The 25,694-nt window shown below is 60.0% G+C and carries 26 protein-coding genes; 16 read left to right on the top strand and 10 right to left on the bottom strand.

Annotation, left to right across the window (positions count from 1 at the left end; translation table 11 throughout):
* Positions 1-8 precede the first annotated feature (8 nt).
* Positions 9-842, bottom strand: a complete 834-nt coding sequence (locus B9Z47_RS06330; protein WP_108330401.1) for an IclR family transcriptional regulator — start codon at positions 840-842, stop codon at positions 9-11.
* Positions 839-1,900, bottom strand: a complete 1,062-nt coding sequence (locus B9Z47_RS06325) for a Gfo/Idh/MocA family protein (protein WP_108330400.1) — start codon at positions 1,898-1,900, stop codon at positions 839-841. The genes B9Z47_RS06330 and B9Z47_RS06325 overlap by 4 nt, the downstream gene beginning before the upstream one ends.
* Positions 1,901-2,008: 108 nt before the next feature.
* Between B9Z47_RS06325 and B9Z47_RS06320 the strand changes: the two genes are divergently transcribed.
* The 5 genes from B9Z47_RS06320 to B9Z47_RS06300 all read left to right on the top strand — a co-directional run bounded on the left by B9Z47_RS06320 (position 2,009) and on the right by B9Z47_RS06300 (position 7,959).
* Positions 2,009-2,815, top strand: coding sequence for a shikimate dehydrogenase (locus B9Z47_RS06320; protein WP_108330399.1), 807 nt, complete (start codon positions 2,009-2,011; stop codon positions 2,813-2,815).
* 1 nt (position 2,816) lies between these two features.
* On the top strand, positions 2,817-4,550 hold the full coding sequence (locus tag B9Z47_RS06315; protein WP_108330398.1) for an FAD-dependent oxidoreductase: 1,734 nt from the start codon (positions 2,817-2,819) through the stop codon (positions 4,548-4,550).
* Between the two features lie 299 nt (positions 4,551-4,849).
* On the top strand, positions 4,850-5,863 hold the full coding sequence (locus B9Z47_RS06310) for a tripartite tricarboxylate transporter substrate binding protein (RefSeq protein ID WP_108330397.1): 1,014 nt from the start codon (positions 4,850-4,852) through the stop codon (positions 5,861-5,863).
* Between the two features lie 138 nt (positions 5,864-6,001).
* Positions 6,002-6,469 (top strand): tripartite tricarboxylate transporter TctB family protein, encoded by a 468-nt coding sequence (locus tag B9Z47_RS06305; RefSeq protein ID WP_158271637.1) that lies wholly within the window; start codon positions 6,002-6,004, stop codon positions 6,467-6,469.
* On the top strand, positions 6,466-7,959 hold the full coding sequence (locus B9Z47_RS06300) for a tripartite tricarboxylate transporter permease (protein WP_108330395.1): 1,494 nt from the start codon (positions 6,466-6,468) through the stop codon (positions 7,957-7,959). The genes B9Z47_RS06305 and B9Z47_RS06300 overlap by 4 nt, the downstream gene beginning before the upstream one ends.
* Positions 7,960-7,991: 32 nt before the next feature.
* Here the strand turns inward: B9Z47_RS06300 and B9Z47_RS06295 are convergent, their stop codons facing one another.
* On the bottom strand, positions 7,992-8,903 hold the full coding sequence (locus B9Z47_RS06295) for a helix-turn-helix domain-containing protein (protein ID WP_108330394.1): 912 nt from the start codon (positions 8,901-8,903) through the stop codon (positions 7,992-7,994).
* Between the two features lie 125 nt (positions 8,904-9,028).
* Here B9Z47_RS06295 and B9Z47_RS06290 point away from each other — a divergent pair, with 125 nt between their 5' ends.
* Both B9Z47_RS06290 and B9Z47_RS06285 read left to right on the top strand, forming a co-directional pair.
* A complete protein-coding gene (locus B9Z47_RS06290; RefSeq protein ID WP_108330393.1) occupies positions 9,029-9,841 on the top strand; it encodes an SDR family NAD(P)-dependent oxidoreductase in 813 nt (270 codons plus the stop codon).
* A gap of 17 nt (positions 9,842-9,858) precedes the next feature.
* Complete coding sequence (locus tag B9Z47_RS06285; RefSeq protein WP_108330392.1) at positions 9,859-11,565, top strand: FAD-dependent oxidoreductase; 1,707 nt, start codon at positions 9,859-9,861, stop codon at positions 11,563-11,565.
* A gap of 12 nt (positions 11,566-11,577) precedes the next feature.
* Here B9Z47_RS06285 and B9Z47_RS06280 read toward each other — a convergent pair whose 3' ends face one another.
* Entirely contained in the window at positions 11,578-12,369 is a 792-nt protein-coding gene (locus B9Z47_RS06280) for an IclR family transcriptional regulator C-terminal domain-containing protein (protein ID WP_108330391.1), read from the bottom strand.
* An 86-nt stretch (positions 12,370-12,455) separates the two neighbouring features.
* On the opposite strand from B9Z47_RS06280, the gene B9Z47_RS06275 reads away from it, so the two are divergent.
* On the top strand, positions 12,456-13,457 hold the full coding sequence (locus B9Z47_RS06275) for an aldo/keto reductase (RefSeq protein WP_108330390.1): 1,002 nt from the start codon (positions 12,456-12,458) through the stop codon (positions 13,455-13,457).
* 14 nt (positions 13,458-13,471) lie between these two features.
* Here B9Z47_RS06275 and maiA read toward each other — a convergent pair whose 3' ends face one another.
* From maiA to B9Z47_RS06250, 5 genes are all read right to left on the bottom strand, one after another.
* Positions 13,472-14,107, bottom strand: a complete 636-nt coding sequence (maiA, locus tag B9Z47_RS06270; protein ID WP_108330389.1) for a maleylacetoacetate isomerase — start codon at positions 14,105-14,107, stop codon at positions 13,472-13,474.
* A gap of 61 nt (positions 14,108-14,168) precedes the next feature.
* On the bottom strand, positions 14,169-14,870 hold the full coding sequence (locus B9Z47_RS06265) for a fumarylacetoacetate hydrolase family protein (RefSeq protein ID WP_108330737.1): 702 nt from the start codon (positions 14,868-14,870) through the stop codon (positions 14,169-14,171).
* Positions 14,871-15,081: 211 nt separating this feature from the next.
* Positions 15,082-16,119 carry a cupin domain-containing protein gene (locus tag B9Z47_RS06260; RefSeq protein WP_108330388.1) on the bottom strand — a complete coding sequence of 346 codons (1,038 nt, stop codon included), beginning with the start codon at positions 16,117-16,119 and terminating at the stop codon, positions 15,082-15,084.
* Positions 16,120-16,137: 18 nt separating this feature from the next.
* The gene (locus B9Z47_RS06255) at positions 16,138-17,346 is read right to left on the bottom strand and encodes a 3-hydroxybenzoate 6-monooxygenase (RefSeq protein ID WP_108330387.1); all 1,209 of its coding nucleotides are present in this window, start codon (positions 17,344-17,346) and stop codon (positions 16,138-16,140) included.
* A gap of 102 nt (positions 17,347-17,448) precedes the next feature.
* Positions 17,449-18,360: a LysR family transcriptional regulator gene (locus B9Z47_RS06250; protein ID WP_108330386.1), complete on the bottom strand. Its 912-nt coding sequence runs from the start codon at positions 18,358-18,360 to the stop codon at positions 17,449-17,451.
* Between the two features lie 84 nt (positions 18,361-18,444).
* Between B9Z47_RS06250 and B9Z47_RS06245 the strand changes: the two genes are divergently transcribed.
* From B9Z47_RS06245 to B9Z47_RS06210, 8 genes are all read left to right on the top strand, one after another.
* Positions 18,445-18,789, top strand: a complete 345-nt coding sequence (locus B9Z47_RS06245) for a protocatechuate 4,5-dioxygenase subunit alpha (RefSeq protein WP_108330385.1) — start codon at positions 18,445-18,447, stop codon at positions 18,787-18,789.
* A gap of 68 nt (positions 18,790-18,857) precedes the next feature.
* A complete protein-coding gene (locus B9Z47_RS06240) occupies positions 18,858-19,703 on the top strand; it encodes a class III extradiol dioxygenase family protein (protein WP_108330384.1) in 846 nt (281 codons plus the stop codon).
* Positions 19,704-19,951: 248 nt separating this feature from the next.
* Positions 19,952-21,997 carry a phenylacetic acid degradation bifunctional protein PaaZ gene (paaZ, locus tag B9Z47_RS06235; protein WP_108330383.1) on the top strand — a complete coding sequence of 682 codons (2,046 nt, stop codon included), beginning with the start codon at positions 19,952-19,954 and terminating at the stop codon, positions 21,995-21,997.
* Positions 21,998-22,028: 31 nt separating this feature from the next.
* Positions 22,029-22,643 (top strand): class I SAM-dependent methyltransferase, encoded by a 615-nt coding sequence (locus tag B9Z47_RS06230; protein ID WP_108330382.1) that lies wholly within the window; start codon positions 22,029-22,031, stop codon positions 22,641-22,643.
* Positions 22,644-22,660: 17 nt separating this feature from the next.
* Positions 22,661-23,695, top strand: coding sequence for a zinc-binding dehydrogenase (locus B9Z47_RS06225; RefSeq protein ID WP_108330381.1), 1,035 nt, complete (start codon positions 22,661-22,663; stop codon positions 23,693-23,695).
* Positions 23,696-23,751: 56 nt separating this feature from the next.
* Complete coding sequence (locus B9Z47_RS06220) at positions 23,752-24,030, top strand: type II toxin-antitoxin system RelE/ParE family toxin (protein ID WP_108330380.1); 279 nt, start codon at positions 23,752-23,754, stop codon at positions 24,028-24,030.
* Between the two features lie 5 nt (positions 24,031-24,035).
* A complete protein-coding gene (locus B9Z47_RS06215; protein WP_233253681.1) occupies positions 24,036-24,323 on the top strand; it encodes a HigA family addiction module antitoxin in 288 nt (95 codons plus the stop codon).
* Positions 24,324-24,330: 7 nt separating this feature from the next.
* The gene (locus tag B9Z47_RS06210) at positions 24,331-24,735 is read left to right on the top strand and encodes a YkgJ family cysteine cluster protein (protein WP_108330378.1); all 405 of its coding nucleotides are present in this window, start codon (positions 24,331-24,333) and stop codon (positions 24,733-24,735) included.
* On the opposite strand, the gene B9Z47_RS06205 is transcribed toward B9Z47_RS06210, so the two are convergent.
* Positions 24,708-25,406, bottom strand: coding sequence for a response regulator transcription factor (locus B9Z47_RS06205; protein WP_158271636.1), 699 nt, complete (start codon positions 25,404-25,406; stop codon positions 24,708-24,710). The genes B9Z47_RS06210 and B9Z47_RS06205 overlap by 28 nt on opposite strands.
* Positions 25,407-25,694: the final 288 nt, after the last annotated feature.

The following is a 25,694-nucleotide window of genomic DNA, read 5'->3' as shown; positions in this document are numbered from 1 at the left end:
GGCTCACTTCACACCGCGTAAATTGGCTTGCGTCCGTCAGTGGGCGCTGCGTTGCCGGTCTCGGCCGTGAGGCTGAAGAAGGGCGATGCGCCACTTGATGCGGCCAACTGTTGCGCGATGCTGAGCAGCTCGGGCGCCAGAGCTTGCATTTTTTCGGGGGTGAAGCGCACCGTGGGGCCTGCAATCGTCAGCACCCCAAAAGCGGGCTGACCGGCAAAGCGCACCGGGGCCGACATGGCCGACAAGCCGATGCTGTAGGTGTCGGTGGTCATGCTGTAACCGCGCTCGCGGGTTTGGGTCACGGCATCCATCACCGCTTGCAAGGTGGTGGGCGCGGCGGGACCGAATTGTTCCGGCAGGCCCAGGCCTTGTTTAGCGACCAGTGCCAGTGCCGCATCATCGCTCAGCGTGGACAGCAGGGCCCAGCCCGAGGACGAGCATGACAGGCGCGCATCGCTGCCCATGTCGGGGTCGTAGCGCAGGCCCTGGCGGGCGCCTTGGGCGCGGGCCACCCAGGTCAGGCGCTCGCCGTCGACCACCGACAGCCGCACTAGTTCGCCCGAGACTTCGGCCAGGCGGTTGAGCAGCGGTTGTGCAATGTCCACGATGCCGCTGTTGCTCAGGTAGCTCAGGCCCATGGACACCAGTTTGGTGGTCAGCAGGTAGTCGCCGTGGCCGCGTGTCTGGCGCACATAGCCCAGGCGCACCAGGTCGGTCAGCAGGCGGTGTGTGCCGCTGCGTGGGATGTCAAGCCGGTCGGCAATGGCGGCCAGCTCCAGGCCCTCGCCGTGCTGCGACAACAATTCCAGAATGCCCAGGGTTCGTTCGAGGACGCCGCTCATGTGGGATTCCTTGATGCCGTGAAGGCCGCACAGCTTTGACGCTGCCCGGTGCGTGCCGCTTGCAGCAGGGCCTGCGTGGCCTGCAGGGTGCGCCAGCCGTCCAGTGCCGAGCAGATCGGGGTTTCGCGCCGCTCTGCCACCGCTCGGAAGTGCCGCAGTTGCTGAACGTACACATCGATCTCGTGCAGGCTGCTTTGTTCGCGGGTCATTTCGTGGTGCCAGTGGCGCTCGCCGGGGTAATGCCACAGCGCCAGATCCGGCAGCGAAAGGGAGCCTTGCGTGCCCGACAAAAAGTGCGATTGCACGTTCTGGCGGGGGTACTGGCTTTGCTCGCCAGCGCACAAATCCCAGCACCAGGGCGACACGGCGGTGTCGGACACCGTCATCACCGCTTGCGTGCCGCAGGTAAATTCAAACAAGGCGCTGGCCGTGTCTTCAACCTCAAAACCCCGCACCGCACTCGACAGGCTGCCTTGCACCGCACGCACTTCGCCCAGCAGGAACACCAGCATGTCGATGTCGTGGATCAGGTTGATCAGCACCGGCCCGCCACCGGGCTGACGGCGCCAAGCCACATCAAAGTAGGCCTCGGGCTTGTAAAAGTTGGCCATCACGTTGGCGCTGAGCACCTGGCCCAGGCGTCCGTCCGCAATGATCTGACGGGCCTTTTGCAAGATCGGGTTCTGGCGGCGGTGGTGGCCCACCAGCACCGGCACACCGGTGTCTTGCTCGATCTGGATCAGACGTTCAGCGGCAACCAAGGTGTCGGCCACCGGCTTTTCGATCAGCACTGCGATGCCACGCGCCATGCAGTCGGCGGCCACCTCCACATGCGTTGCGTTGGGCGTGGCGATCACCACGCCCTGGGGCTGAGTGGCGTCCAGCAAAGCGAGGTGGTTTTCAAACGTGGGGATGTTGCGCTCGGCACACCACTGGCGACCGGCCTCACTCGGCTCGGCCACGCCCACCAGAGTGAACTCGGGTGTTTTCAGGATGCGCTCGATGTGCGTCCGGCCAATCACGCCAGCGCCAATCACGGCCAGAGGGAACTTGTGCATGGGTGTTTTTGCGTGTGTTGTGTTGTCCGTCAATGGCGCAAGTATATTGATTTTTGGAAATAAATTCAAAACTGGAATCTAATTCCGTTTTTATGTATCATCGCAATCATGAACCCGACCAAGCCTTTGAACCTCGACGGTGCCTCGCGCATCCATTTCATCGTGGGCGACCCGATTGCCCAGGTCAAATCACCCGCAGGTGTGAGTCAGGCTTTTCAGGACGCAGGGCTGAACGCCTTGTGCATCCCGGCCCATGTGGCCCCAGCCGATCTGGCGACCTGGACTGCGGGCGTGTCGCTCTCCAAAAACGTGGACGGCATCATCGTCACGGTGCCGCACAAGTTCGCTTACTTTGACCTGTGCGCCACCACGTCGGAGCGGGGTGCGTTTTTGAAATCCATCAACACTTTGCGCCGCAATGCCGATGGCACTTGGCATGGCGACATGTTTGATGGCATGGGTTATGTGAAGGCTTTGGCGCTCAAGGGCTGCAGCCTGCAAGGCAAAAGGGCCTTGCTGGTGGGCGCAGGCGGTGCCGGTTCGGCCATTGCGTATTCGCTGGCCACAGGCGGCGTGCGCGAGCTGGCCATCCACGACGAAGACACGGTGCGCCGTGATGCGCTGGTGCAGCGCCTGGTTGCGCTGGGCCAGTGCACGGTGGTGGCCGGCAACAGCGACCCGACGGGCTTTGACATCGCGATCAATGCCACACCGATCGGTATGAAAGCGGACGATCCGCACCCGATCGATTCCAGCAAATTCACGCCCGCCATGTTCGTGGGCTGCGTGATCACGGCACCCGCCGTGCCGCCCATGATCGAGGCGGCGCGGGCGCTGGGTTGCAACACCCTCACGGGCGCAGACATGTTCGCGCAGGTGAAAGACCTGATGGTCGAATTCTTGATGGGGACCTGAGATGCAAGTGCTGAAGAACGGTCTGAATGTGCTGCAAGGCGGTTTGCAAGACGGCAGCGAGTTTGACCTGGTGGTCATTGGCGCGGGCGGTGCGGGTTTGTCGGCAGCGGTGTTTGCCGCCATCGATGGCGCCAAAGTGCTGGTGGTCGAGCGCACCGAATTCGTGGGCGGCACCACCGCCTGGTCGGCGGGCACCACCTGGGTGCCGGGCACGCACCACAGCGCCACGGTCAATCCGGCCGACACGCTGGCCGAAGCCGAGAAATACCTGAACCACGCTGTGGGCGTGCAAGCGCCCGCCGCCTTGCGTGAAGCCTTCCTGAAAAACGGCGCCGAGGCCGTGGCCAAAATCGAAGCCCAGTCCTCAATGAAGTACCGGCCTTATCCCAAACACCCCGACTACATCAGCGATTTGCCAGGTTCCACCTTGGGCGGCCGGGCATTGGAGCCTGTGCCTTTTGATGGCCGTTTGCTGGGCGATCTGTTCCCGCTGCTGCGCCCGCCAATCCCCGAGTTCACGGTTTTGGGCGGCATGATGGTCGACCGCACTGACATCAACCATTTGCTGGCCATGACGAAGTCATGGGCTGCGCTCAAGCACTCGGTGCGCATTGTCTTGCGCCACCTGGGCGACCGGCTCAGCCATGCTCGCGGCACCCGCCTGGTGATGGGCAATGCGCTGGTGGCCCGCTTGCTGCATTCCTTGTCGCAGCAGGCCGATGCCACGCTGGCGCTTAAGACTTCCGTCGATGCGCTGGAGCGCGACGAAGCGGGCCGCGTGGTGGCCGTGCGTTTGAGCAGCGCCACTGGCAACGCCCGTGTGCTGGCCAAAAAAGGCGTGGTGCTGGCCAGTGGCGGCTTCAACCGCGACCCAGCTTTGCGTGCTCAAAAGTTGCCCGGCATTCCCGCCGAATGGTGCCCCGCCGCGCCAGGTCACACCGGCGAGGCGCTGGTGCTGGCACGCGGTCTGGGTGCGGTGGAAGGGCAGGGCGCGCAAAGCCCGGCGTTTTGGGCACCGGTGTCCTTGCGCAAGCGCGCCGATGGCAGCACCGCAGCCTTCCCGCACTTCGTGATGGACCGCGCCAAGCCCCGCATGATCACCGTCAACCAGGCCGGTGAGCGCTTTGTCAATGAAAGCACCTCGTACCACCTGTTCGCTTTGGGCATGCAGGCGGCCCAGCAAGCGGTGCCCGCCTATTTGGTGGCTGATGCCAAAGCCCTGCGCCAGTACGGCATGGGCATGGTGCGCCCTGGTGGCAAAGGCCTGACGCCGTTTTTGGCCGATGGCTATTTGACCGAAGGCGCGAGCCTGGAGGCGCTGGCGAACAAGTTGGGCATCTCGGCCGAGGGTCTGGCGCAGTCGGTGGCGCAAAACAACGCCTTTGCCCAGTCGGGTGTGGACACCCAGTTCCAGCGCGGCGTGACGGCTTACCAGCAAAACATTGGCGATGCCGCTGCCGGAGGTCGCAACCCCAATCTGGGCGAGATGAGCGAAGGGCCGTACTACGCCGTCAAGCTCTACCCCGGTGACATCGGCGCGGCGCAAGGCTTGCAGACCAATGAACACGCGCAAGTGCTCAATGCACAAGGTCAGGCCATTGAAGGTCTGTACGCCGTGGGCAACGACATGAACTCCATCATGGGCGGTGTTTACCCCGCGCCGGGCATCACGATCGGTCCCGGTTTGGTGTTTGCCTACTTGGCTGTACAAAAAGCGTTGGCTAACCCGCGATGAAGATGGGCACGAAATGTCCTGTTCATGGCATGAATCGTCGTGCCTTTAATGCGGGGCTATCTTCAAAATTTGAAGGGTCCGCAGTGCTGTGTTGGCGAGGACTGCACACATCAGCGTTTACCCTTGATGCGTTCGTTGATCGAACGAATGAGTTTGATTATCAGACTTTTGAAGGGCTGTGTTCATTGAACTGAGCATGTATCCCTCTAAAGTGCAGTGACCCACAGTCCTGCGAAAGTAAAAAACCCATGAGTCCGGGTGGTTGGACTTGAAACCTTTTGAAACTTGATGGAGACAAAATGACTTTGAAGAAACGACAATTCCTGAGTGCGGCTTTGCTGGCCGTGACCGCTGCCAGTTTGGGCAGCCAAGCGATGGCGCAGACCTACCCCGCACGAGATGTGACTGCGGTGATTCAGTGGGGCGCAGGTGGCGGTACTGACGTGGCCATGCGCGGTTATGCGCCTTATGCCGAAGAGGCATTGGGCAAAAAAATTGTGCTGCAAAACAAACCCGGCGCTGCCGGTGTGATCGGCGCTAACTTCGTGTTGCAGCAGCCCGCAGACGGTTACACCATTTTGATGGGCGCAGAGCCACAGTCGCTTTACCGCGTGATGGGTGTGGCCGATTTTGATTACGATAAATTCACCCCGATCAACATCGCTGCGGTCGCTAACAGCATTTTGTTGGTGGCGCGTCCTACTGCACCCTGGAACACCATGCAGGATTTGCTCAGCCATGTGCAGGCCAATCCCAACAAGGTCAAGCAATATCTGGCAGGACAGGGGACGGTGCCTTTCACCATGAACGCGATGATCAGCACGCTGACCAAATTTGACACCATTAAAGTCCCGTTCGACGGTGATGGGCCAGCGATTGCAGCCCTTCAAGGTGGCCACGTAGACATCGGCTTCATTGCTTCCGGTGCAGCCATTGAGCACATCAAGGCGGGTCGTCTGAAAGCTTTGGGTGTGGTCGACAACAAGCCGTTTCAGGGCATTTCACCTGTGACCGATGCGCCTTCCCTCAAGGGCATCAGCAAGTACTTGCCTTGGGGTTCGTGGTATGGCGTGTTTGTGCGCAAAGAGACACCCGAAGATGTCAAAGCCAAGTTGGTTGCTGCATTCAAGAAGGCCGGTGAGAACCCCAAGTACCGCGACATGATGACCAGCCGTGGCACAACGATGCTGAACATCAGCGGTGCTGAGGCAGAGCAGTTCATCAAGCGGTTCCAGTCCACCACAGCCTGGTTGTACCAAGGTGCAGGTGCGGCCAAAGTGGATCCAGGCACCCTGGGTATCCCAAAGCCTTGATGCATCAAAGCACATCGGGCACCTCTCATGCGAGGGCCTGATGTGCCTGATACGGCAGACCCCGCAAATGGGGCATTTTGTTAAGGGAAAAATTTCATGCACACCAACCGTCGGCGACTGCCGGGTGAATTGAGTTTCATGGCACTGATGGTGGGATTCAGCGCCTTCATGCTCTGGACATCCTTTCACATCTCCAAGTTTGACTCGATCTCTTCACCTGGCGTCTTTCCCATGCTGTGCGCGGCTTTGATGCTGGTGACTGGCCTGATGAGTTTGCGACAGGCTTGGGCGTCCTCATCCAATGCGGATGACACGCACACCGCGTTCCAGCAATTCGTGATTCAGTTAGCGCCTTTGAAACTGGTGTTGTTCACTGCGCTGATCGTGGTCTATATGTTGGCGCTGGAAGTGACAGGGTTTTTGCTCTCGTCCTACGTCTTTCTTTTGTTGTCAATGCAGGTTTTGGGCAGCAAGAAGATTGTTGTCAATTTAGGGGTCAGCGCCTTGGTCCTGATTTGTATTTTTATTGTTTTTCAAACGGCGTTTTCTGTGGTTTTGCCTGCAGGCTCTTTGTTAGGCCCCTACACACCGGAGTGGTTGAAATGATGGAAGCGCTGGGTTATTTCTTCACCTCCTGGCTGGACGTGAAAATGCTGCTGCTCACTGCAGCAGGTACTTTTGCGGGCATTTACATCGGAGCGATCCCTGGATTGTCGGTCACGATGGCCGTGTCCATTCTGATTTCATTCACCTTCAAATGGGACGTTAACGAAGCCTTGGCCTTGATTTCAGGCATCTATTTGGGGGGTGTTTATGGCGGCTCGCGCAGTGCGATTTTGTTGAACATTCCAGGCGCACCTGCTGCCATTGCCACAGGGTTGGATGGCTATCCTTTGGCCAAACGCGGAGAGGCCGGGCAAGCGATTGGTTTGACCACGGTGGTGTCTGTTTATGGTGGCTTTATCGGCATTTTGGCTTTGGCCATTGCGGCACCTGCTGTCGCCGACCTGGCGTTGATGTTTGGTCCGCGTGAGTACCTGTTGTTGGCCTTGTGGGGCATTTTGCTGGTGGGCAGTTTGTCCGGGCAGTCGCTGTCCAAGGGTATTTTTTCCGGTGCATTGGGCGCGCTGATTGCTTGCGTTGGTTTAGACCCGATGACCGGTGAGAACCGCTTGACTTTTGGCAGCCTTCAAATGTCGGCAGGCATTTCTTATGTGGCTGCGATGATCGGCTTCTTTGGTGTGGCCGAAGTGATTGCGCAAATCCATGAGCTGAACCTCAAGGCGGTCAAACAAAATGTCAGCAAAATCATCCCTTCTTGGGGACTGGTCAAAAAATACCTGCCGCTGGCCACACGCACGTCAGCCATTGGCGTGGTGGTAGGGGCGCTGCCCGGTGCAGGCGGGGACATTGCGGCATTGATGGCCTATGACCATGCCAAGCGGACTGTGAAGAATCCTTCACGACCCTTTGGTGAGGGGGCCTATGAAGGTCTTGTAGCCCCAGAGTCCGCCAACAATGCGGCAGTCGGTGGCGCGTATGTGCCCATGCTCACCTTGGGTATACCGGGCGATGCGGTGACCGCCGTGATCATTGGCGCGCTGTACATCCATGGTCTCAAGCCAGGTCCGATGCTCATGATCGAGACCCCGCATTTGTTCTGGTTTGTGGTGGGCTCGTTGACCCTGGCCAATATTTTCTTGCTGATCTTCGGTCTCACGGGCATCAAGATTTTTGCCAAGATTGTGGAGACGCCCAAGCCTGTTTTGTTGCCGCTGATTTTGGTTTTGTCGGCTGTGGGGGCTTACGCCATCAACAACAACCCGGTTGATGTTTACTGGATGTTGGGTTTTGGCGTGCTGGGGTACTTCTTGAAGATGTACGGTTTCCAAGTCGGTCCCGTCATTTTGGGCATGATTTTGGGACCCATGATGGACCGCAGTTACCGCCAGGCCATGATGGCCACCAACAACGATGGGTGGTTGTTTGTCACTGAATTTTTCACCACGCCACTTTCTGCGCTCATTCTGGCGGCTGTTGTGTTCACTTTGGTCAGTCAGACGCAATGGTGGAAGCGCCTTCGTGGACTGAGTTGATCGGTCTGCACATTTGACCCACAGGTTTTTGCTCAGAATGCGCTCAAGTCCTGCAGCGCTTTTGTCCGGAAATCTGTGGGCGTGATGCCGGTGTGTTTCCGGAAAAAACGGCTGAAATAAGCGTCATCATCAAACCCCAGGTCGGCAGCCAGTTGCTTGATGGGCAAGTGGGTGTAAACCAAGTCTCGCTGGGCCTCATGGATGACCCGGGCATTGATCAAATCAAGCCCCGACATGCCCAATGTTTGCCTGCAAAGCCGAGACAGTTGGCCGGGGGTCATGCCCAATTGGTCTGCAAAATGTTGCAAAGATTTTTGCTGTCTGAATTGGTGATCAATCAGTGCGCGGAATCTTTCAATTTGCCGTGCTTTGCGAGAGACGGGTTGACGGGTCTTCACGCCATCTCCCTCCATCTGTTGAACGATGCGGTGAACTTGCACCATCACGGCGAGCAAAAGAGCACTGCTGACGGCCATGTGCCCCATGGCATGGTTGCGGCATTCGTTTTCCAGACTCAAAAACAAGGGCATGAGTTGGTCTACGTACCGAATGTCGCTTTGCAAGGGGATCAATCTGGGTTTTCGAATGGTGTCCAGCAATTGCGGCATGGCCACTGTGGCCAAAGACTCTAGTGTTTTTTGACTGGCGGTGACCACCGGGCCTTGTATGTTGGCGCTGAATCTGAAGCCATGCACGCGGCCTGCGGGCACCACCAACAAGCAAGGGGCTTGCCCTCGGAGTTCAGCATCATCGATCCAAAAATCAACACACCCTTCGGTCAGATACAACAACTGAAAAAACGCGTCATGCCGATGAGGCTGAATGACCCAGTTGTACAGCGCTGAACGTTGCGGAATCCACTCGAAATTGAACGAACTGGACCAACCGGGTGAGGCCTGGTCACCATAAAGATCGTAATTGGGAATGCCTTTGTTGCGAACCATATTGCAGTTGGATTGGGCGCTTGGTGAATTGAATTGAGCTCGAATTGTCCAGTGACCGGCAGGAATCGTCGTACTGAAAAACCCTTGTTTCACCCACAATTCAAACCAGTGAAAAGGAGTCGCATGTGAACAAACATGAATTGGACTGGTTGGGTTTGAAAGGCCGAGTGTGCGCTGTGTCTGGCGCTGCCAGTGGCATTGGTGCCCAGCTTGCCACGCAGTTGGCAGGCGTCGGTGCCAGTGTGGCCTTGCTGGATTCAAATGCGGTGGGCTGCGAAGCGGTTGCGCAAAGTTTGCGCGCCCAGGGCGCTCGGGCTTTGGCCGTGGCGTGCGATATTTCCAGTGAATCGGACACATTGGATGCAGCCCAAAAAGTACAAGCTCAATTGGGTGAGTGTTTTGCCTTGATCAACAACGCGGGCATGCTGCGTCCTGGCAGTCTGGACAGCGTGAGTTTGTTGGATTGGAACAGGGTCTTGTCAGTGAATCTGACGGGATATTTGTTAACGGCACGAGCCTTCAAGCCGCAGTTGCAAGCAACACGGGGCGCAGTGGTGCATGTGGCTTCGATATCCGGGAATTACCCCCAGTCCAACAGCGGGGCCTACAGTGCAGCCAAGGCCGGTGTTTTGCTTTTGTCGCGCCAAATGGCCACGGAATGGGGCCCTTTGGGTGTTCGCAGCAATGCGATTTGCCCAGGCATGATCCGCACCGCTTTGTCGGCCAAGTTCTACGAGGAACCTGGCTTTGAAGCGCGACGTGCAGAAGTGACTGCCAGTCGCCGCATAGGCGAGCCCGCTGACATTGCTGACGTTGCGCTTTTCCTGGCCAGCCCACGCTCCGCCTATGTCAACGGTGCAGAAATCGCAGTGGATGGCGGCATGTCATCCATGCTGATGGACATGGTGCCACGCCCAGGCTACAACCAGACAAGCTGAAACAGGAGATACCCAGCATGACGACACAAAACTTTGATCTGATTGTGGTCGGTTCCGGCGCTGCCGGGCTGACGTGCGCCATCACCGCTAAAAAGCGTGGACTGGATGTGGTTGTACTTGAGAAGGAGTCCGTGTTCGGTGGCACCACCGCCTTGTCTGGCGGTGTGCTGTGGGTTCCTCTCAACGGGCATGGGCAAAAGCAAAATGCCCAGGATAACGCTGATGCGGTGCGCACTTACATGATGCATGAGACGGGACGCTTCTTTGACAAAGAAGCCGTAGATGCTTTCATCGCTAATGGCCCCAAGATGGTAGATTTTTTAGAGCGCGAAACGGCGATGCAGTTTGTTCCCACGCTCTATCCCGACTATCACCCTGATGTGGAGGGTGGGGCGGACATCGGTCGATCCATTTTGGCCAAACCCTATGACATTCGGCAGCTGGGCCCGCACATGGCCCGCCTGAAACCCCCGCTTAAAACCATCACCTTCATTGGCATGATGTTCAATTCATCCAATGCCGATCTGAAGCATTTTTTTCGCGCTACCAAGTCGCTGGCATCGGCCTTTTATGTGGCCAAGCGCTTGGTCAGTCACCTCAAGGAGTTGGCACTTTACAGACGCGCTGTTCATGTCACCAGTGGCAACGCTTTGGCCGCTCGGTTGGCGCAGTCTGCATTCGATTTGGGGATACCTATTTTGACCAGCACAGCCGCGCGTGAGCTGGTCCTTGAAGGTGATCAAGTGGTGGGGATGTTGACCGATGCTGAGGCAGGGCCGCAGCGTTTCAATGCGCGTTATGGCGTGATCTTGGCTTGTGGGGGGTTCCCGCATGATGTCAAGCGCATTGCGCAGGCCTATCCGCATGTCAAGCGTGGACATGAACATCTGTCTCCGACGCCGCTCAGTAACACGGGCGATGGCCTCAACATGGCTGAGGCCTTGGGTGGTGTGGTCGATATTCGTTTTCAGGACAGTGCAGCCTGGATGCCAGTCACCAAGGTGGACTACGGGAACGGTGAAGTCGGCGTGTTTCCTCACCTGCTTGATCGTTACAAGCCAGGCATCATTGGTGTGCTCAAAAACGGCAAGCGATTTACCAACGAATCGAATTCATACCACGACGTTGGTTTGGCCATGGTGCAGGCCTGCAAGGACATGGACGAAACCGCCATGTGGCTCATCTGTGACAAAAAAGCACTGGCTCAGTATGGCTTGGGGTTTGTCAAGCCAGCACCCATGCCGATTGGCCGATTCTTGCGCAACGGTTATTTGATCGAAGGTCAATCTCTGTCTGACCTGGCACAAAAAGCCGGTATCGATTCTGTGCAGTTGGAGCAAACGGTGCGCGACTACAACGTGGGGGCCGTGCGGGGTGAAGACCAGGAATTCGGACGCGGTCGAACCAGTTTTAACCGCTATTTGGCCGATCCGGATCATCACCCGAATCCTTGTGTGGCCCCCCTACAAAAAGGTCCTTTTTACGCCATCAAGGTCATCATGGGTGACTTGGGCACGTTTGATGGGATCAAGACGAGCGTGGTTGGCGAGGTGCTTCGACACGATGGACGTCCCATCGAGGGTCTGTATGCCGTGGGCAACGACCGCGCCAGCATCATGGGGGGCAACTATCCAGCCGCAGGCATAACCCACGGTCCCAACATGGTGTTTGCTTTCGTGACGGCCAACCACATCTCTGACAAAACAAGCCAAGTGCGGGCATAAAACCAGTGCGTCTTAAAGCAGCGGCCGCAGACTGCGTGCCGCTTCTTGCATCACCGGTAACACCCGCTTCACGGCGTGTTCCGCGTCCTCGTTGTTGATGGGCATGGTCACGCTGATGGCACCGTGCACCTGGTTTTGTCGGTCCAGCAAGGGCACGGCAATGCCCCGGTAGTTGAGCTCCAGCTGTTGCTCGGACAGCACCCAGCCTTGGCGTTTGAACAGCTGCAGGTGCTCGCGCAATTCAAGCTTGCTGGACATGGTGAACGAGGTGAAGGTGCGCAGCGCATGCGTGTCGAGCCACGCATCGGTTTGCGCATCGCTCAGGCTCGACAAGATGGCCATGCCTGCAGCGGTCACTTGCGCAGGCACGCGAGACCCCAGCATGTAGCCTGAAAGCATGTGCCGGTGCATGCCGCTGCGAGCGACATAGACCGTGTCATCACCGTCCAACACCCCCAGATAGGCGATTTCTTCGGTGCCTGAGGTGATGCGCTGCAGATAGGCCTGCACCAATCGGGGCAAGCGGGCAGATTCCAGATAAGCGTGTCCCAAGCGCAAGATGCGCGGGCTGAGCCAGAACAGCTTGCCATCCGTTCCCACATAGCCCAGATGGGCCAGGGTTTTGAGGTAGCGGCGAGCGGCGGTGCGCGTCATGCCGCAACGCACGCCAGCCTCGGTCGATGTCAGGCGGGGGTGCTCGGCGTCGAAGGCTTCAATGATGGCCAAACCTTTTTCAAGCCCGGCAATCCAGTCGCGTGCGTCCAGCAGATCGGCTGGCGGGTAGAGGGCAGAACTTTCGGTCATGGTGAGTGCGATTATCGTACGCGGATGTGCGCACGCAAGACACTCTGGCGACGCCAGCGGATGGTGCAGCGTCTAAGATATGCGCCATGAAAACCCGACAACTTGCTTCCTTCAACGTCAGCGCCATTGGTTTGGGCTGCATGAACCTCAGCCATGCTTATGGCGCGCCCGTCTCTGCCGAACAGGGCGAGCGGGTCTTGCTCACGGCCTTGGACCAGGGCGTGGACTTTTTTGACACGGCTGCCCTTTATGGCTTTGGTGCCAACGAGACGTTGGTGGGCAAAGTCCTGAAACCGCACCGCCAGAAATTCACCCTGGCCAGCAAATGCGGTATGCAAGGGGTTGAGCAAAGCGACGGCAGCAAAGTGCGCGTGATCGACGGCCGCCCCGAAACCATCAAAAAGACCTGCGAAGACGCGCTGCGCCGCCTGCAGACCGATGTGATCGACCTGTATTACCTGCACCGCTGGGACAAAAAAGTACCCATCGAAGACAGCGTGGGCGCGCTGAGCGACCTGGTGCGCCAGGGCAAGATCCAGACCATTGGCTTGTCCGAGGTGTCGGCTGGCACCTTGCGCAAAGCGCATGCGGTGCACCCGATTGCGGCGGTGCAGACCGAGTATTCGCTGTGGACCCGCAACCCCGAGATCGCGGTGTTGCAAGCGTGCCGCGAATTGGGTGTGGCCTTTGTGGCCTTCAGCCCGGTGGCGCGGGGCTTTTTGTGTGGCCCGCTCGACATTGCGGGCTTCGATGCCAAAGACATCCGCCGCAGCATGCCGCGCTTTGCGCCAGAAAACTACGCCGCCAACCTGAAGCTGCTGCCCGCCTACAACGCGCTGGCACAAGAAGCCGGTTGCAGCCCGTCCCAGCTGGCTCTGGCCTGGCTGCTGCACCAAGGCGATGACATCATCCCGATCCCCGGCACCACCTCGGTTGACCATTTGCTGGATGACCTGGCGGCGGTGGATGTGCAGCTCGACGCCGGTCTGCTGGCACGGCTTGACGCCCTGATCAACCAGCGCACGGTGGCAGGGGACCGCTACAACGCGCAGGCCAACAGCGAGGTGGATACCGAGGTGTTTGGCTGAAGCCTTGAGATGGCTCAGGCGTCAGGCTGGGCCATGGGCGCGGCCTTTTTGAAGGCCTCCAGCTCACCGCAGGCCTTGTCGATTGCGCTGATCAGGGGCCAGCGGCTCATATCCACCTTGAAGCGGCGGGCGCTTTCGACCTGGGGGATCAAATACACATCGGCCAGGGTGGGCGTGTCGCCAAAACTGAAGCGGCCACGCTGTGTGTCGGCCGCGATCAGGGCTTCGTAGGCGTCAAAGCCGGCGCTGATCCAGGTGCCGCACCAGGCGTTGACGGCGTCTTCGTTGGCTCCGAACTGCTTGCGCAGGGTTTCCAGAATGCGGCGGTTGTTGATCGGGTGGATGTCGCAACCCACGATGGCCGCCAGTGCGCGCACATGGGCGCGCTCGTCAACGCCAGATGGCAGCAGGGCGAGCGTGGGGTATTTTTCTTCCAGCCATTCGATGATGGCGGGCGACTGGACCAGCACCTGCTCACCCGTGTCGAGCGCGGGCACCAGTTGTTGCGGGTTGATTGATTTGAATGCGTCTTTCAGGTGCTCTTCCACCCGCAAATCGACCGCCACGTAGTCGGTGGCGATGCCTTTGAGGTTGAGCGCAATGCGCAGGCGGTGCGAGGTGCCGCTTCGGAAAAAGTTGTAGAGCTTCATGGCTTGGGTCCTGTTGGTGGGCGTGCAGTCGCCAGCGCATGGCGGCTGCCGGTACTTGGCATTATTGAGCAGCGCCGATGGTCAAGGCGATTTCGGCCACACCCTCTACGCGCCCGGTGATCTTGTCGCCGGTCACCACAGCGCCCACGCCTTCGGGCGTGCCGGTGTAGATCAGGTCGCCGGGTTGCAAGTGGTAATAGGTGGACAGGTCGGCGATGATTTCACGGATGTTCCAGATCAGCTTGTCCACATCGGACGACTGCTTGGTGGCACCGTTGACTTCGAGGGCGATGCTGCCGTTCTCAATCACCACGCCAGGCATGGGCACGATCTCGGAGCAGACCGAGCCTTCTTCGATGTCCTTGCCCGTGTCCCAAGGACGGCCCTTGTCACGCGCCACCAGTTGCAGGTCGCGGCGGGTCATATCCAGGCCTGCGGCATAGCCATAAACCAGCTCATGCGCGTTGGCTTCGCTCACGCGAAAACCTTCTTTGCCAATGGCCAGCACCAGCTCCATCTCGAAGTGGTAATTGCTGGTGCGGGGTGGGTAAGCCACAGTCGCGCCACTCTCCACCAGGGTTTGGGGCGACTTGGTGAAGTAAAAAGCCTGCTCGACGCTCTTGTCGACCGGGCGGCCCATCTCGACGGCGTGCGCATGGTAGTTGCGGCCCACGCAGAAAATGCGGTTGATCGGGAAGCGCTCGGTTTTGCCGCGAACGGGCAGGGACTGGACGGCGGGTGGGGTGAAGAGGTAAGGGGTCATGGGGTCAAGATCAAGTGATGAAATGGGCACGGCCGTGGTCATGCCCTTGGGTGGGTTGGGTGTTTTGTGGGAGCGAGCCACTGCTCGCGAATGGTTGAATCACCTGGACCCATTGCAAAATGGCTGAGTCAATTCACCATTCGGCCGCAGGGGCAGCCTCCCACAGAAGTCAGGTATCCGCATGTTTCAAAGGACCACACTGGTCAACGATTCAGCCGCGGTTCTCGTAAACACCCAGCTTGCGGTGCAGGGGCGATTCGTCGGCGATGAACACGAACGCGGGCTGGCCGGCGTTCAGGTTGGTCAGCGTCACGGCTTCGTAGCCGGGGGCGCAGCAGGTGTCGGCTTCGGCCAGGGTGAAGGTGCTGTTCACGATCTGCGCTTGCACTGCGCCTTCGATGACGTGGAACACCTGTGCTGGTGAGCGGGCAGGCAGGCGCAGCGTCTGGCCGGGGCGCAGCATCAGGGCATAAAAGCCCAGAATGTTTTCGGCATCGCCACCGGTTTCGGGGTTGGTGTAGGTGACCTGCACCTGCTCCAGACCCGCATCGTCAGCGGCCAGCGATTCCAGCGCGGCCTTGGCGTCTTTCCAGGCGTAACGCAGCATGGGGTAAGCCTTCTTGCTGCGCTCGAACACATGGCTGGGCACCACGCCGCCACGGGCGTATTGCTTGTCGCCCTGGCCGGGCACCACGGTCTGGCGGTCGCCGTTGATGTGGTAGCTGGCCTCCATGTAATAGACCAGCGGCAGGTCCAGCACATCGAGCCAGATGACGGGCTCGGTGCCGTCGTGGCCGTGTTCGTGCCACAGGCCTGTGGGTGTGAGGATCAAATCGCCTCGGCTCATCGGGCATTTCTCGCCGTCCACCGTGGTGTAAGCGCCTTCGCCTTCGACGATCATGCGCACTGCGTTGGGGGTGTGGCGGTGGCTGGGGGCCCATTCGCCGGGCATGAGCAATTGCATGCCCAAATACATGGCGGCAGAAGCCTGCATTTTTTCCAGGCCGTGGCCGGGGTTGGCCAGCACCAGCACGCGGCGCTCGGCTTTTTCAATCGGGGTCAGCTCGCCCGCTTTGAGCAGCAAGGGCTTGATGTCCTTGTAGGCCCAGCAAGTGGGCTGGGTCTGGCGGGTGGGCACCTTGGGGGGCAGCACGCCGCGCAGGCTGGGCCACAGGGGCACCAGGTTCAGGTTTTTCAGATCGTCGCGGTAGTCTTGCGGCAGGTCTTCGAGTTTTCCGAGTTCTTGCATGAAAGGTCTCCTTGGGGTTCAGTCCTGGGCCAGGCAGTTGTTGACGTTCCAGCCATACAGCCATTCGATCGCATCATAGAAGCGCTCTTGGGTGCGGCCTTTCCACAGCGAGTTGCGGATCAGGCGCTCGACACCGGCGGCGTGGTACAGGCGGCCCATTTCGCGGCCCGACAGCACGATGCGGGCGGTGCGCGCCACGCGGGAGCGTTCGTACAAAGCCAGCGCTTTTGTCCAGTCGTTGTTATTCACGCGCAGGGCTTCGCCCAGGGTGACGGCGTCTTCCATCGCCATGCAGGCACCTTGCGCCATGTACTGCGTGGTGGGGTGGGCGGCGTCGCCCAAGATGGTGGCGCGGCCAAACACCCAGGTGCCGATCGGCTCGCGGTCAGCGGTGGCCCAGCGTTTCCAGGTCTTGGGCAGCTCGATCAGCTGGCGTGCCTTGGGGCTGATGCCCTGGAAGTAGCTCTCGACTTCTTCCTTGGAGCCATCGGTCACGCCCCATTCTTCTTGCTGGCGGCTGTGGAAGGTCACGACCACGTTGTACTGCTCGCCGCCGCGCAGCGGGTAGTGCACCAGGTGGCACTTGGGGCCGGCCCACAGGCTGGCGGCGTTCCACTGCAGGTTCAGCGGGAAGTCTTTTTTCTCGACCACGGCGCGGTACACCACATGGCCGGTCACGCGGGGTGGGTCGTTCACATACTGCTGGCGCACCACCGACTTGCCGCCGTCGGCACCGATCAGGGCCTGGCCGGTCCAGCGCTTGCCGTTCTGGTCGATGGCGGTGACGGTCTTGTTGGCTTCGTCCTGCTCAATCGAGACGATGCGGGTGTTGGTGTGGAACTCGACCTTGCCGGTCTCCTGCGCCCCTTCGAGCAGCGACAGGTGCACGTCCACGCGGTGGATCACGGCATAGGGGTTGCCAAAGCGCTTGCGAAAGGCTTCGCCGGTTTCGATCTTGCCAACCTGCGACTCGTCGAGCGCGTCGTGCATGACCATGAAGTCGGTGTAAACAGCGCGGCCACGGGCTTTGTCGCCAATGCCCAGTGCATCAAAAGCGTGGAAGGCGTTGGGGCCGAGCTGGATGCCTGCACCGATCTCGCCGATCTCGGGCGCTTGCTCCAGCACGGTGACCTGAAAGCCCTGGCGCACCAAGGCGAGCGCGGCGGCCAGGCCGCCAATGCCACCGCCAGCGACGATGACGGGAAGTTGAGAAGGCGCAGTGCTCATGATGGCTCCAACAAGTGACAGTGAAGAAAGTAGCGAGATTATATGCATGCATATCAATTTCACAAAACCCTGTTAGTTCCCTCATTTTCTAGGTGAAAACCCTTAACTGGATGGCGTGACCAAAGGCCGGGCCACCGCTTCCAGTTGCTGGCGCAGCCATTGGTGGGCCGGGTCTTGCTGGTGGCGCTGGTGCCAGATCATGTACATCGGCATGTCGGGGCAGGGCACGGGCACCGGGGCGCTGGCCAGATCGCGCATCAGGTGGTTTTGAAGCAAGCCGGGCACGGTGGCCAGCCACGGCGTGCCCACAATGAACGAAGGCAGGCCCGAAAAGCCCGGCACCTGCACCGCAAAGCGCCGCACCACGCCACGTGAAAGCAGCAAAGCGTCCAGATCGAGCGGGCGCTGGGGCGCATAAACCACGGTGACGTGCTCGGCGGCCAAATAGTCCTCGGCCGTGGTCGGGGCGCTGCGCACGGCCGGGTCGTAAAACACGCGGTAGCGGTCGGCAAACAGACGCTTTTGCAGGATGTCCGCCCCCTCGGGCGGGCGCGGGCTGATGATGAGCTGGCAGTGTTGCTGGCGCAGCATTTCGGGCGTGGGCACATCCGAGGGGATCACGCGCAGGCACACACCGGGCGCTGTTTCGCGCAGGCGCTGCATCAGGGCGGGCAGCAGCGCGTCGCGCTGAAAATCGTTGGCCGCGATCGTCACGGTGCCGCGCCATTGGGCGGGGTTGAAACTTTCCGAACGCGCAAAGCGCTCCAGTTCTTCCAGCAGCGTGCGGGCCCTCTCGGCCAGCGCCTCGGCCCGGGCGGTGGCGACGATGCCCCGCCCGGACTTGGCAAACAGCACGTCACCGGTGATGCCGCGCAGCTTGTCCAGCAGGTGGCTCACAGCCGACTGTGTCACGCCCAAGCGCTGGGCGGCGGCCGTGATCGAGCCGGCGTCCACCACCGTCACCAGCAGGCGCAGCAGTTTGGCGTCCAGATCCAACCAATCGAAATTGTTCATGGGTTATATGAGTATTCATCTGTTTATTTGTAGGGATGGTATCCCGATACTTCCAACCAGTCACCGCTTTTTGGAGAAACTCAGATGACCCAACCCACCCGCCAGATCGCAGGCACCACGCCGTTTGACGGTGACATGGCCCGCAAAGGCTATGCCCTCAACAAAATGTGTTTCTCGTTCAACTCGGCCGACAACCGTGCCGCATTCAAGAACGACGAAGAGGCCTACATGACCCAATACGGGCTGACCGAGCCGCAAAAAGCCGCGATCCGCTCGCGCCAAGTGCTTGACCTGATTGCCGCAGGCGGCAACGCCTATTACCTGGCCAAGTTCGCCGGCATTTTCGGCCTCGACATGCAGGACATTGGCGCGCAGCAGACCGGCATGAGCAAGGACGAATTCAAGGCCAAGCTCAAGGCTTACGCCTGAACGGTACGGAATATGCAGGTCGGCGGCTTCGGCCCCGACCTGTAAAGCGAAATTGAAAGGACAAAACCATGGCTCAACTCATCGGCGGACTCGCCACTTCCCACATCCCCGCCATCGGCAATGCGATCCACAAAGGTCTGCAAAACGACCCCTACTGGGCCCCGTTCTTTGCCGGTTACCCGCCCGTGCAACAGTGGCTGGGCGCGCAAAAGCCCGACGTGGTCGTCATGTTCTACAACGATCACGGCCTGAACTTCTTCCTCGACAAGATGCCCACTTTTGCAGTCGGCGCTGCGGCCCAGTACAACAACGCCGATGAAGGCTGGGGCATCCCCACGCTGCCGCCATTCCAGGGCGAAGTCGATCTGTCGTGGCAGATCATCAACACCTTGGTGGGCCAGGACTTTGACATCGTGACCTGCCAGGAAATGCTGGTAGACCACGCGTGCACCTTGCCACTCAAACTGTTCTGGCCCGAGGGCGAAGCGCCCGTGACCATCGTGCCGATCAACATCAACACGGTGCAGTTTCCGCTGCCATCGGCCAAACGCGTGTACGCGCTGGGCAAAGCGGTGGGTGAGGCGATTGCCGCTTGGGACAGCCGCAAGAAAGTGGTGGTCTGCGCCTCTGGGGGCCTGAGTCACCAGCTCGACGGCGAGCGCGCCGGGTTCATCAACAAGGCGTTTGACCTGCAGTTCATGGACAGCCTGGTGAGCAACCCCGAATGGGCCACCCAGTTCAGCACGCTGGACTTGGTGGAAAAGACCGGCACGCAAGGTGTGGAACTGCTGATGTGGCTGGCCATGCGCGCCGCTTTGTCGACCGCTGGCCCAAGCGTCAAGGAAGTCCACCGCAATTACCACATCCCGATTTCCAACACGGCCACGGGTTTGATGGCGTTTGAAGTGGCTTGATCGGGGTATGTGTAGGCGCTTGCCTGCAAGCTGCGAGGCAGGGTTGTTGTCTTTTGTAGGAGCTTGCCCTGCAAGCGATGGCTGGCCGACCACCATGGCCAAATCGCCAGCAGGGCTGGCTCCTACAAAGAACCAGCCGCTTGTTGATTTGGTTTTGGAGATGTGTGCAAACCGACTAGAATTCCCCGACCGCTCGGTTGGTTAATTCTCGTGGACCGGGCTTTGTTCATTTCAGAAAGCACTTTCCCATGTCCCAAGTCCTGCAAAGTTTCATCGGTGGCCAATGGATCGGCGAGCAAGGCGCACAAAACCTGCGCAGCGCCATCAACGGTCAGATGGTTTACCAAACGCATGCCGAAGCCATCGACTTTGGCGACGCCGTGCACTACGCCCGCACCGTGGGCTTGCCGAATTTGCTCAAGCTCGACTTTCAGGAGCGCGCCCAGCGCCTGAAAGCCCTGGCCAAGTATTTGGGTGAGCACAAAGAAACGCTGTATGCCATCTCGGCCCACACCGGGGCCACGCGGGCAGACAGCTGGGTCGACATCGAAGGCGGCGCAGGCACGCTGTTCGCCTATTCGGGCATGGGCAGCAACGAGTTGCCCAGCGGCAACCTGATCCACGAAGGCCCGGCTTTTCCGCTCGGCAAAAAAGGCGGCTTTGCGGGCACGCACATCCTGGTGCCGCGTGGCGGCATCGCGGTGCACATCAACGCCTTCAACTTCCCCATCTGGGGTCTTTTGGAAAAGTTTGCGCCCAGCTTTTTGGCGGGCATGCCTTGCATCGGCAAACCTGCTTCGTCCACCAGTTACCTGACCGAAGCCATGGTGCGTTTGGTTGAGCAATCGGGCATCTTGCCTGCCGGTGCGCTCCAGCTGGTGATCGGCTCCACGGGTGATCTGCTGGATCGGCTGAACGGCCAGGACGTGGTCACCTTCACCGGCTCGGCCGACACCGCCGCCATGCTGCGTGTGCACCCGAATGTGGTCAAACACAGCATCCCCTTCAACGCCGAAGCCGACTCGCTCAACTGCGCCATCCTCGCGCCCGATGTCTCGCCCGACGATGAAGAGTTCGACCTGTTCGTGAAAGAAGTCGCCCGCGAGATGACCGTCAAGGCCGGCCAGAAGTGCACGGCGATCCGCCGCGCCATCGTGCCGCGCCAGCACCTGGACGCAGTGGCTGAAAAACTCAAAGCACGTCTGGCCAAAGTGGTGGTGGGTGACCCGTCGGTCGAAGGCGTGAAGATGGGCGCTTTGGCCTCTCACGCCCAGCAAGCCGACGTGGCCGAGCGCGTGGCCCTGCTGCGCCAAAGCGCCGAGCTGGTGTTTGGCGGCGGTGCCGATTTCAAGCCCGTGGGGCAGGGCGTCGAAGGGGGTGCTTTTTTTCAGCCCACGTTGCTGCTGTGCCAAAAGCCTTTGCACACCGACAGCGTGCACGACGTGGAAGCCTTTGGCCCCGTGAGCACGCTCATGCCTTACGACGGCATTGACGAAGCCCTGCAACTGGCCGCACGCGGTCAGGGCAGCCTGGTCGGCACGCTGGTCACCAAAGACCCGCAAATCGCTGCGCGCATCATCCCGGTGGCTGCCGCCTTGCATGGCCGCCTGCACATCCTGGACCGCGAATCGGCGGTGGAGTCGACCGGCCACGGCTCGCCGCTGCCGCCCCTCAAACACGGCGGCCCGGGCCGCGCAGGGGGCGGTGAGGAGCTCGGCGGCATCCGCGCCGTCAAGCACCTGATGCAACGCACCGCGCTGCAGGGTTCGCCCTCCATGATCGCTGCCGTCACCGGCGAGTACATGCGCGGCGCCAAGCTGATTGAGACCGAGGTCCACCCCTTCCGCCGGTACTTTGAAGAGTTGCAAATTGGCGAGAGCCTGCTCACCCACCGCCGCACCGTGGGCGAGGCCGACATCGTGGCCTTTGGCGGCCTGTCGGGCGACTATTTCTACATGCACTTCGACGAGATCGCCGCCAAGGACTCGCCGTTTGGCAAGCGCATCGCGCACGGCTACTTCGTGCTGTCGGCCGCTGCTGGCCTGTTCGTCTCGCCTGCACCCGGCCCGGTGCTGGCCAACTACGGTCTCGATACCCTGCGCTTCGTCAAGCCCGTGGGCATTGGCGACACCATCCAGGCGCGCCTGACCGCCAAACGCAAGATCGACCGCAACAAGAAAGACGCCAATGGTGTGGGCCAGGGCGTGGTGGCCTGGGACGTGGAAGTCACCAACCAACTGGGCGAAGTCGTGGCCAGTTACGACATCCTGACCTTGGTCGCCAAAAAGGGCTGAGGGCCTGTCATCAACACAGAGGAGGCGCAGCATGAATTGGTACGACCGTTTGGTGCTGCCCTATTTGCTCGATGTGGCCTGCGGCCTGCCGATGGTGCAAAACCAGCGCCGCCAGCTGGTGCCCAAGGCGCAGGGGCGGGTGCTGGAGGTTGGCATGGGCACCGGGCGCAATTTGCCGTTTTACGACCGCAGCCGTGTCAGCCAACTCGTGGGGGTGGACCCGGCCATGCAAATGCACCGCCTGGCCCGAAAGCGCAGCCAACAGGCGGGCATGGCGGTGGAGCTGATGGGCCTGTCGGCCGAGCAGCTGCCCACGGCCGATGCCAGTTTTGACACCGTCGTTTGCACCTACACCCTGTGCAGCATTCCGGATGCGGCGCAGGCCCTGCGCGAAATGCGCCGGGTGCTGGTGCCGGGCGGCAAGCTGCTGTTTTGCGAACATGGCCGCGCCCCCGACCAAGGCGTGCGCCGCTGGCAAGACCGTTTGCAGCCGCTGTGGGGGCCATTGGCCGGTGGTTGCCAGCTTGGGCGTGATATTCCCGCATTGCTGGACGCTGCAGGCTTTGTGGCCAGCACGCAATCGGCCTATTTGGCTGGCCCGCGCCCGATGACCTTCCATTACTGGGGCGAGGCGCAGGCCGCCTGAACACACAAGGATTGAAGATGAAAGCGGTGTACCTGACAGGCCATGGCGGCAACGAGGTGGTGGCGGTGGGCGAGCGGCCCCTGCCCGAGCGGCGCGCAGGCGAGGTGCTGGTGCGCATGCACGCGGCCACGCTCAACCGGGTGGACCTTTACATGCGCGACAGCGGCGCGGGCATCACCCACACGCTGCCGCAGACCATGGGGCTAGATGGCGCGGGCGTCATTGAAGCCATGGACGCAGAGGAGCCCGGCCTGCACATCGGCCAAAAAGTGCTGGTCTACCCCGCAGTCACCTGCGGTGCCTGCGAGTTTTGCCAGCGCGGCCAGGAAGTGCTGTGCACCCGCATGAGCCTGCTGGGTGAGCACCGTGACGGTACTTTGTCCGAATACCTCTGTGTGCCCGCCCGCAATCTGGTGCCCATGCCAGAAGGCTGGACGTTTGAAGAAGCCGCCGCCTTGGGGGTGAACCACCTCACGGCCTGGCGCATGCTGGTCACGCAGGCCCGTTTGCAGGCGGGCGAGACGGTGCTGATCTTTGGCATCGGCGGCGGTGTGTCGCTGGCGGGGCTGCAACTGGCCAAGGCCATGGGGGCAAGGGTGTTCGTGACTTCGACCCAGCAGGACAAACTGGACCGTGCGCTGGCGCTGGGGGCCGATGGTGTCATCCACAGCCGCGAACAGGACGTGGTGCAGCAAGTCATGCGCCTGACCGGCAAACGCGGTGTGGATGTGGTGTTCGAAAACGTGGGGCAGGCCGTGTGGGACAGCGCCTTGCGCTCGGCCGTGCGCGGTGGCCGCATCGTGACCTGCGGTGCCACCACCGGTGACCAGCCCGGTGCCGATCTGCGCCGGGTGTTCATCCGCCAGTTGCAAATTTTGGGCTCGACCCTGGGCAATCTGGATGAACTCCAGGCCTTGACCCGCTTTTGTGCGCAACAAGGCGTGCGACCGCTGATTGAGCAAACCTATGCGCTGGACGACATCCATGCCGCCCTGGACCGCTTGGCCAGCGGCCAGCAGTTTGGCAAGCTGGCAGTGCGCATCCGGGGTTGAAAAACAGATCTGGGGCTTGCATTGTTGCGTACTGCGCAACATGTTAGAGTTTGCCCATGATCAAGTCGTTCAGGCACAAGGGCTTGCGCAGTCTTTTTGAGACGGGCAAAACCGCCGGTGTTCAGGTCAGTCACGTCAAGCGCTTGCGCATGCAGCTGGCAGCGCTGGACACGGCCCAAGTGATTGACGACATGGACATTCCGGGTTTTCGGCTGCATTCGCTCAAAGGTGAGATGCGCGGGCGGTGGTCGATTTCGGTCAACGGCAACTGGCGGCTGACTTTTGAATTTGAAGATGGCAATGCCTACATATTGGACTACGAGGACTGTCACTGATGGCCATGCACACCCCCCCTCATCCTGGTGAATTTATTCAGGAAATTTACCTGGGACCCCATGGCATTTCCGGTCGCGAACTGGCCGAAAAACTGGATGTGGCACCGTCCACGCTGAGCCGAGTTCTCAAAGGGAGCAGCCGCGTGACCCCTGAGATGGCATTGCGCTTGTCCAAGGCCTTGGGGCGCACACCTGAAAGCTGGTTGAGCCTGCAAGATGCCCATGATTTGTGGATCGCTCGCCAAAACGTGGACATGAACCGCGTTGTTCCTTTGCAATTTTCTCCAGCCTGATTGACCCATGAGATCTCCGATTGCCGTTGTTGACGTTGACCGCTGCGAAACCTGGACCCGTTACAAAAACGGCTTGTGCGACACCTGTGCGGCCAACTGCTGCACCATGCCGGTCGAGGTCAAGCTGGCCGATCTGGTGCGTCTGGGCATGGTGGACCCATTTGAGGCTGAGCACGACGACCCCAAGCAGATCGCCAAACGCTTGACCAAAGCGGGTCTGATCGATCACTTCAACTTCAAGAACAGCATCTTCAGCCTGGCGCGTCGCGCCAGCGGTGACTGCCACTTGCTGGATGCGAAAACCCGCCGCTGCACCGTGTACGACAAGCGGCCCAACACCTGCCGCCTGCACCCCCAGGTGGGGCCACGCCCCAACCATTGCCCTTACGGGAACAAAGCCCAGTCGCGCTGAGGTTCTGCTGAGCGCGGTGCCGATGGGGGCTGCTCGGGCGTGTCCAGCAGATGCTTGACGCGTTCGTAGAACCGGACCAAATCTGCCACATGGCCCAAGCCCAAGCGCTGCATGATGCCTGCGCGGTGCATCTTGACGGTGCGCGCCGTGATGTGCATTTCACTGGAAATGGCCACGTTTGATTGCCCATTGGCGACCCATTTGAGCACCTCTCGTTGTCGCGGGGTCAGTCGCTCGAGTTGAACCAACAAGTTTGGGTCTGTTTTGTCGGCTGCAGTTTGGGGGGCAAGCGGGGCTGTGGCAAAGACATCTTCGAGGATCTGGAGCAGCTCGATGGATTTGAAGGGTTTGAACAAAAAGGCCTTGGCACCCTCTCGCCAGGCTGCATTCACATTCAACGCATCCAACTGCCCACTCATGAAGACGATGGGCGTTTGGCAATTCATGCGGCGCAAGGTTTTTTGAACCTCCAGGCCGTTCACGCCATTCAAGTGCACATCCATCAAGATGCATTGCGCAGCGTCAGTTCGGGCCAACAGTGGCCAATCCGATAGAAAAAATTCTCCACAGGAGTAGGTGCTGACCGCAAAGCCGGACATGTTCAGCAGGGCCACCAAGGGGGCCATCAGCGATTCGTCATCTTCCACCAACAGCACTTGGGGTCTTGACACGCTTGCAAAAGGACTCTGGAGGGCTGTGTTTGGCATGGAAATTGTTGATTTTGTGATTTTATTGGTATTTGTATTGTGGCTTAAGGGTCATGTCCATTGTGACATATTGATTCTTTTAAACTAATTTAGCAAAATATTTGGTTGAATTTGCGACTGCAATAAATCAATCAAGCCCGACTGGCCGGTTGGCCCATCGTGGAGAGACCGCTTGAGCCAGATCCGGCAAATCACCCATCACCCACCTCAGACATCAGGCCGTGCCCATCGCGTTTGAAATGCGCTGTTGTC

Source organism: Limnohabitans sp. 2KL-1, assembly GCF_003063435.1.
Taxonomy (GTDB): Bacteria; Pseudomonadota; Gammaproteobacteria; order Burkholderiales; family Burkholderiaceae_C; genus Limnohabitans_A.
This window is presented reverse-complemented; position numbering and strand designations above follow the sequence as displayed.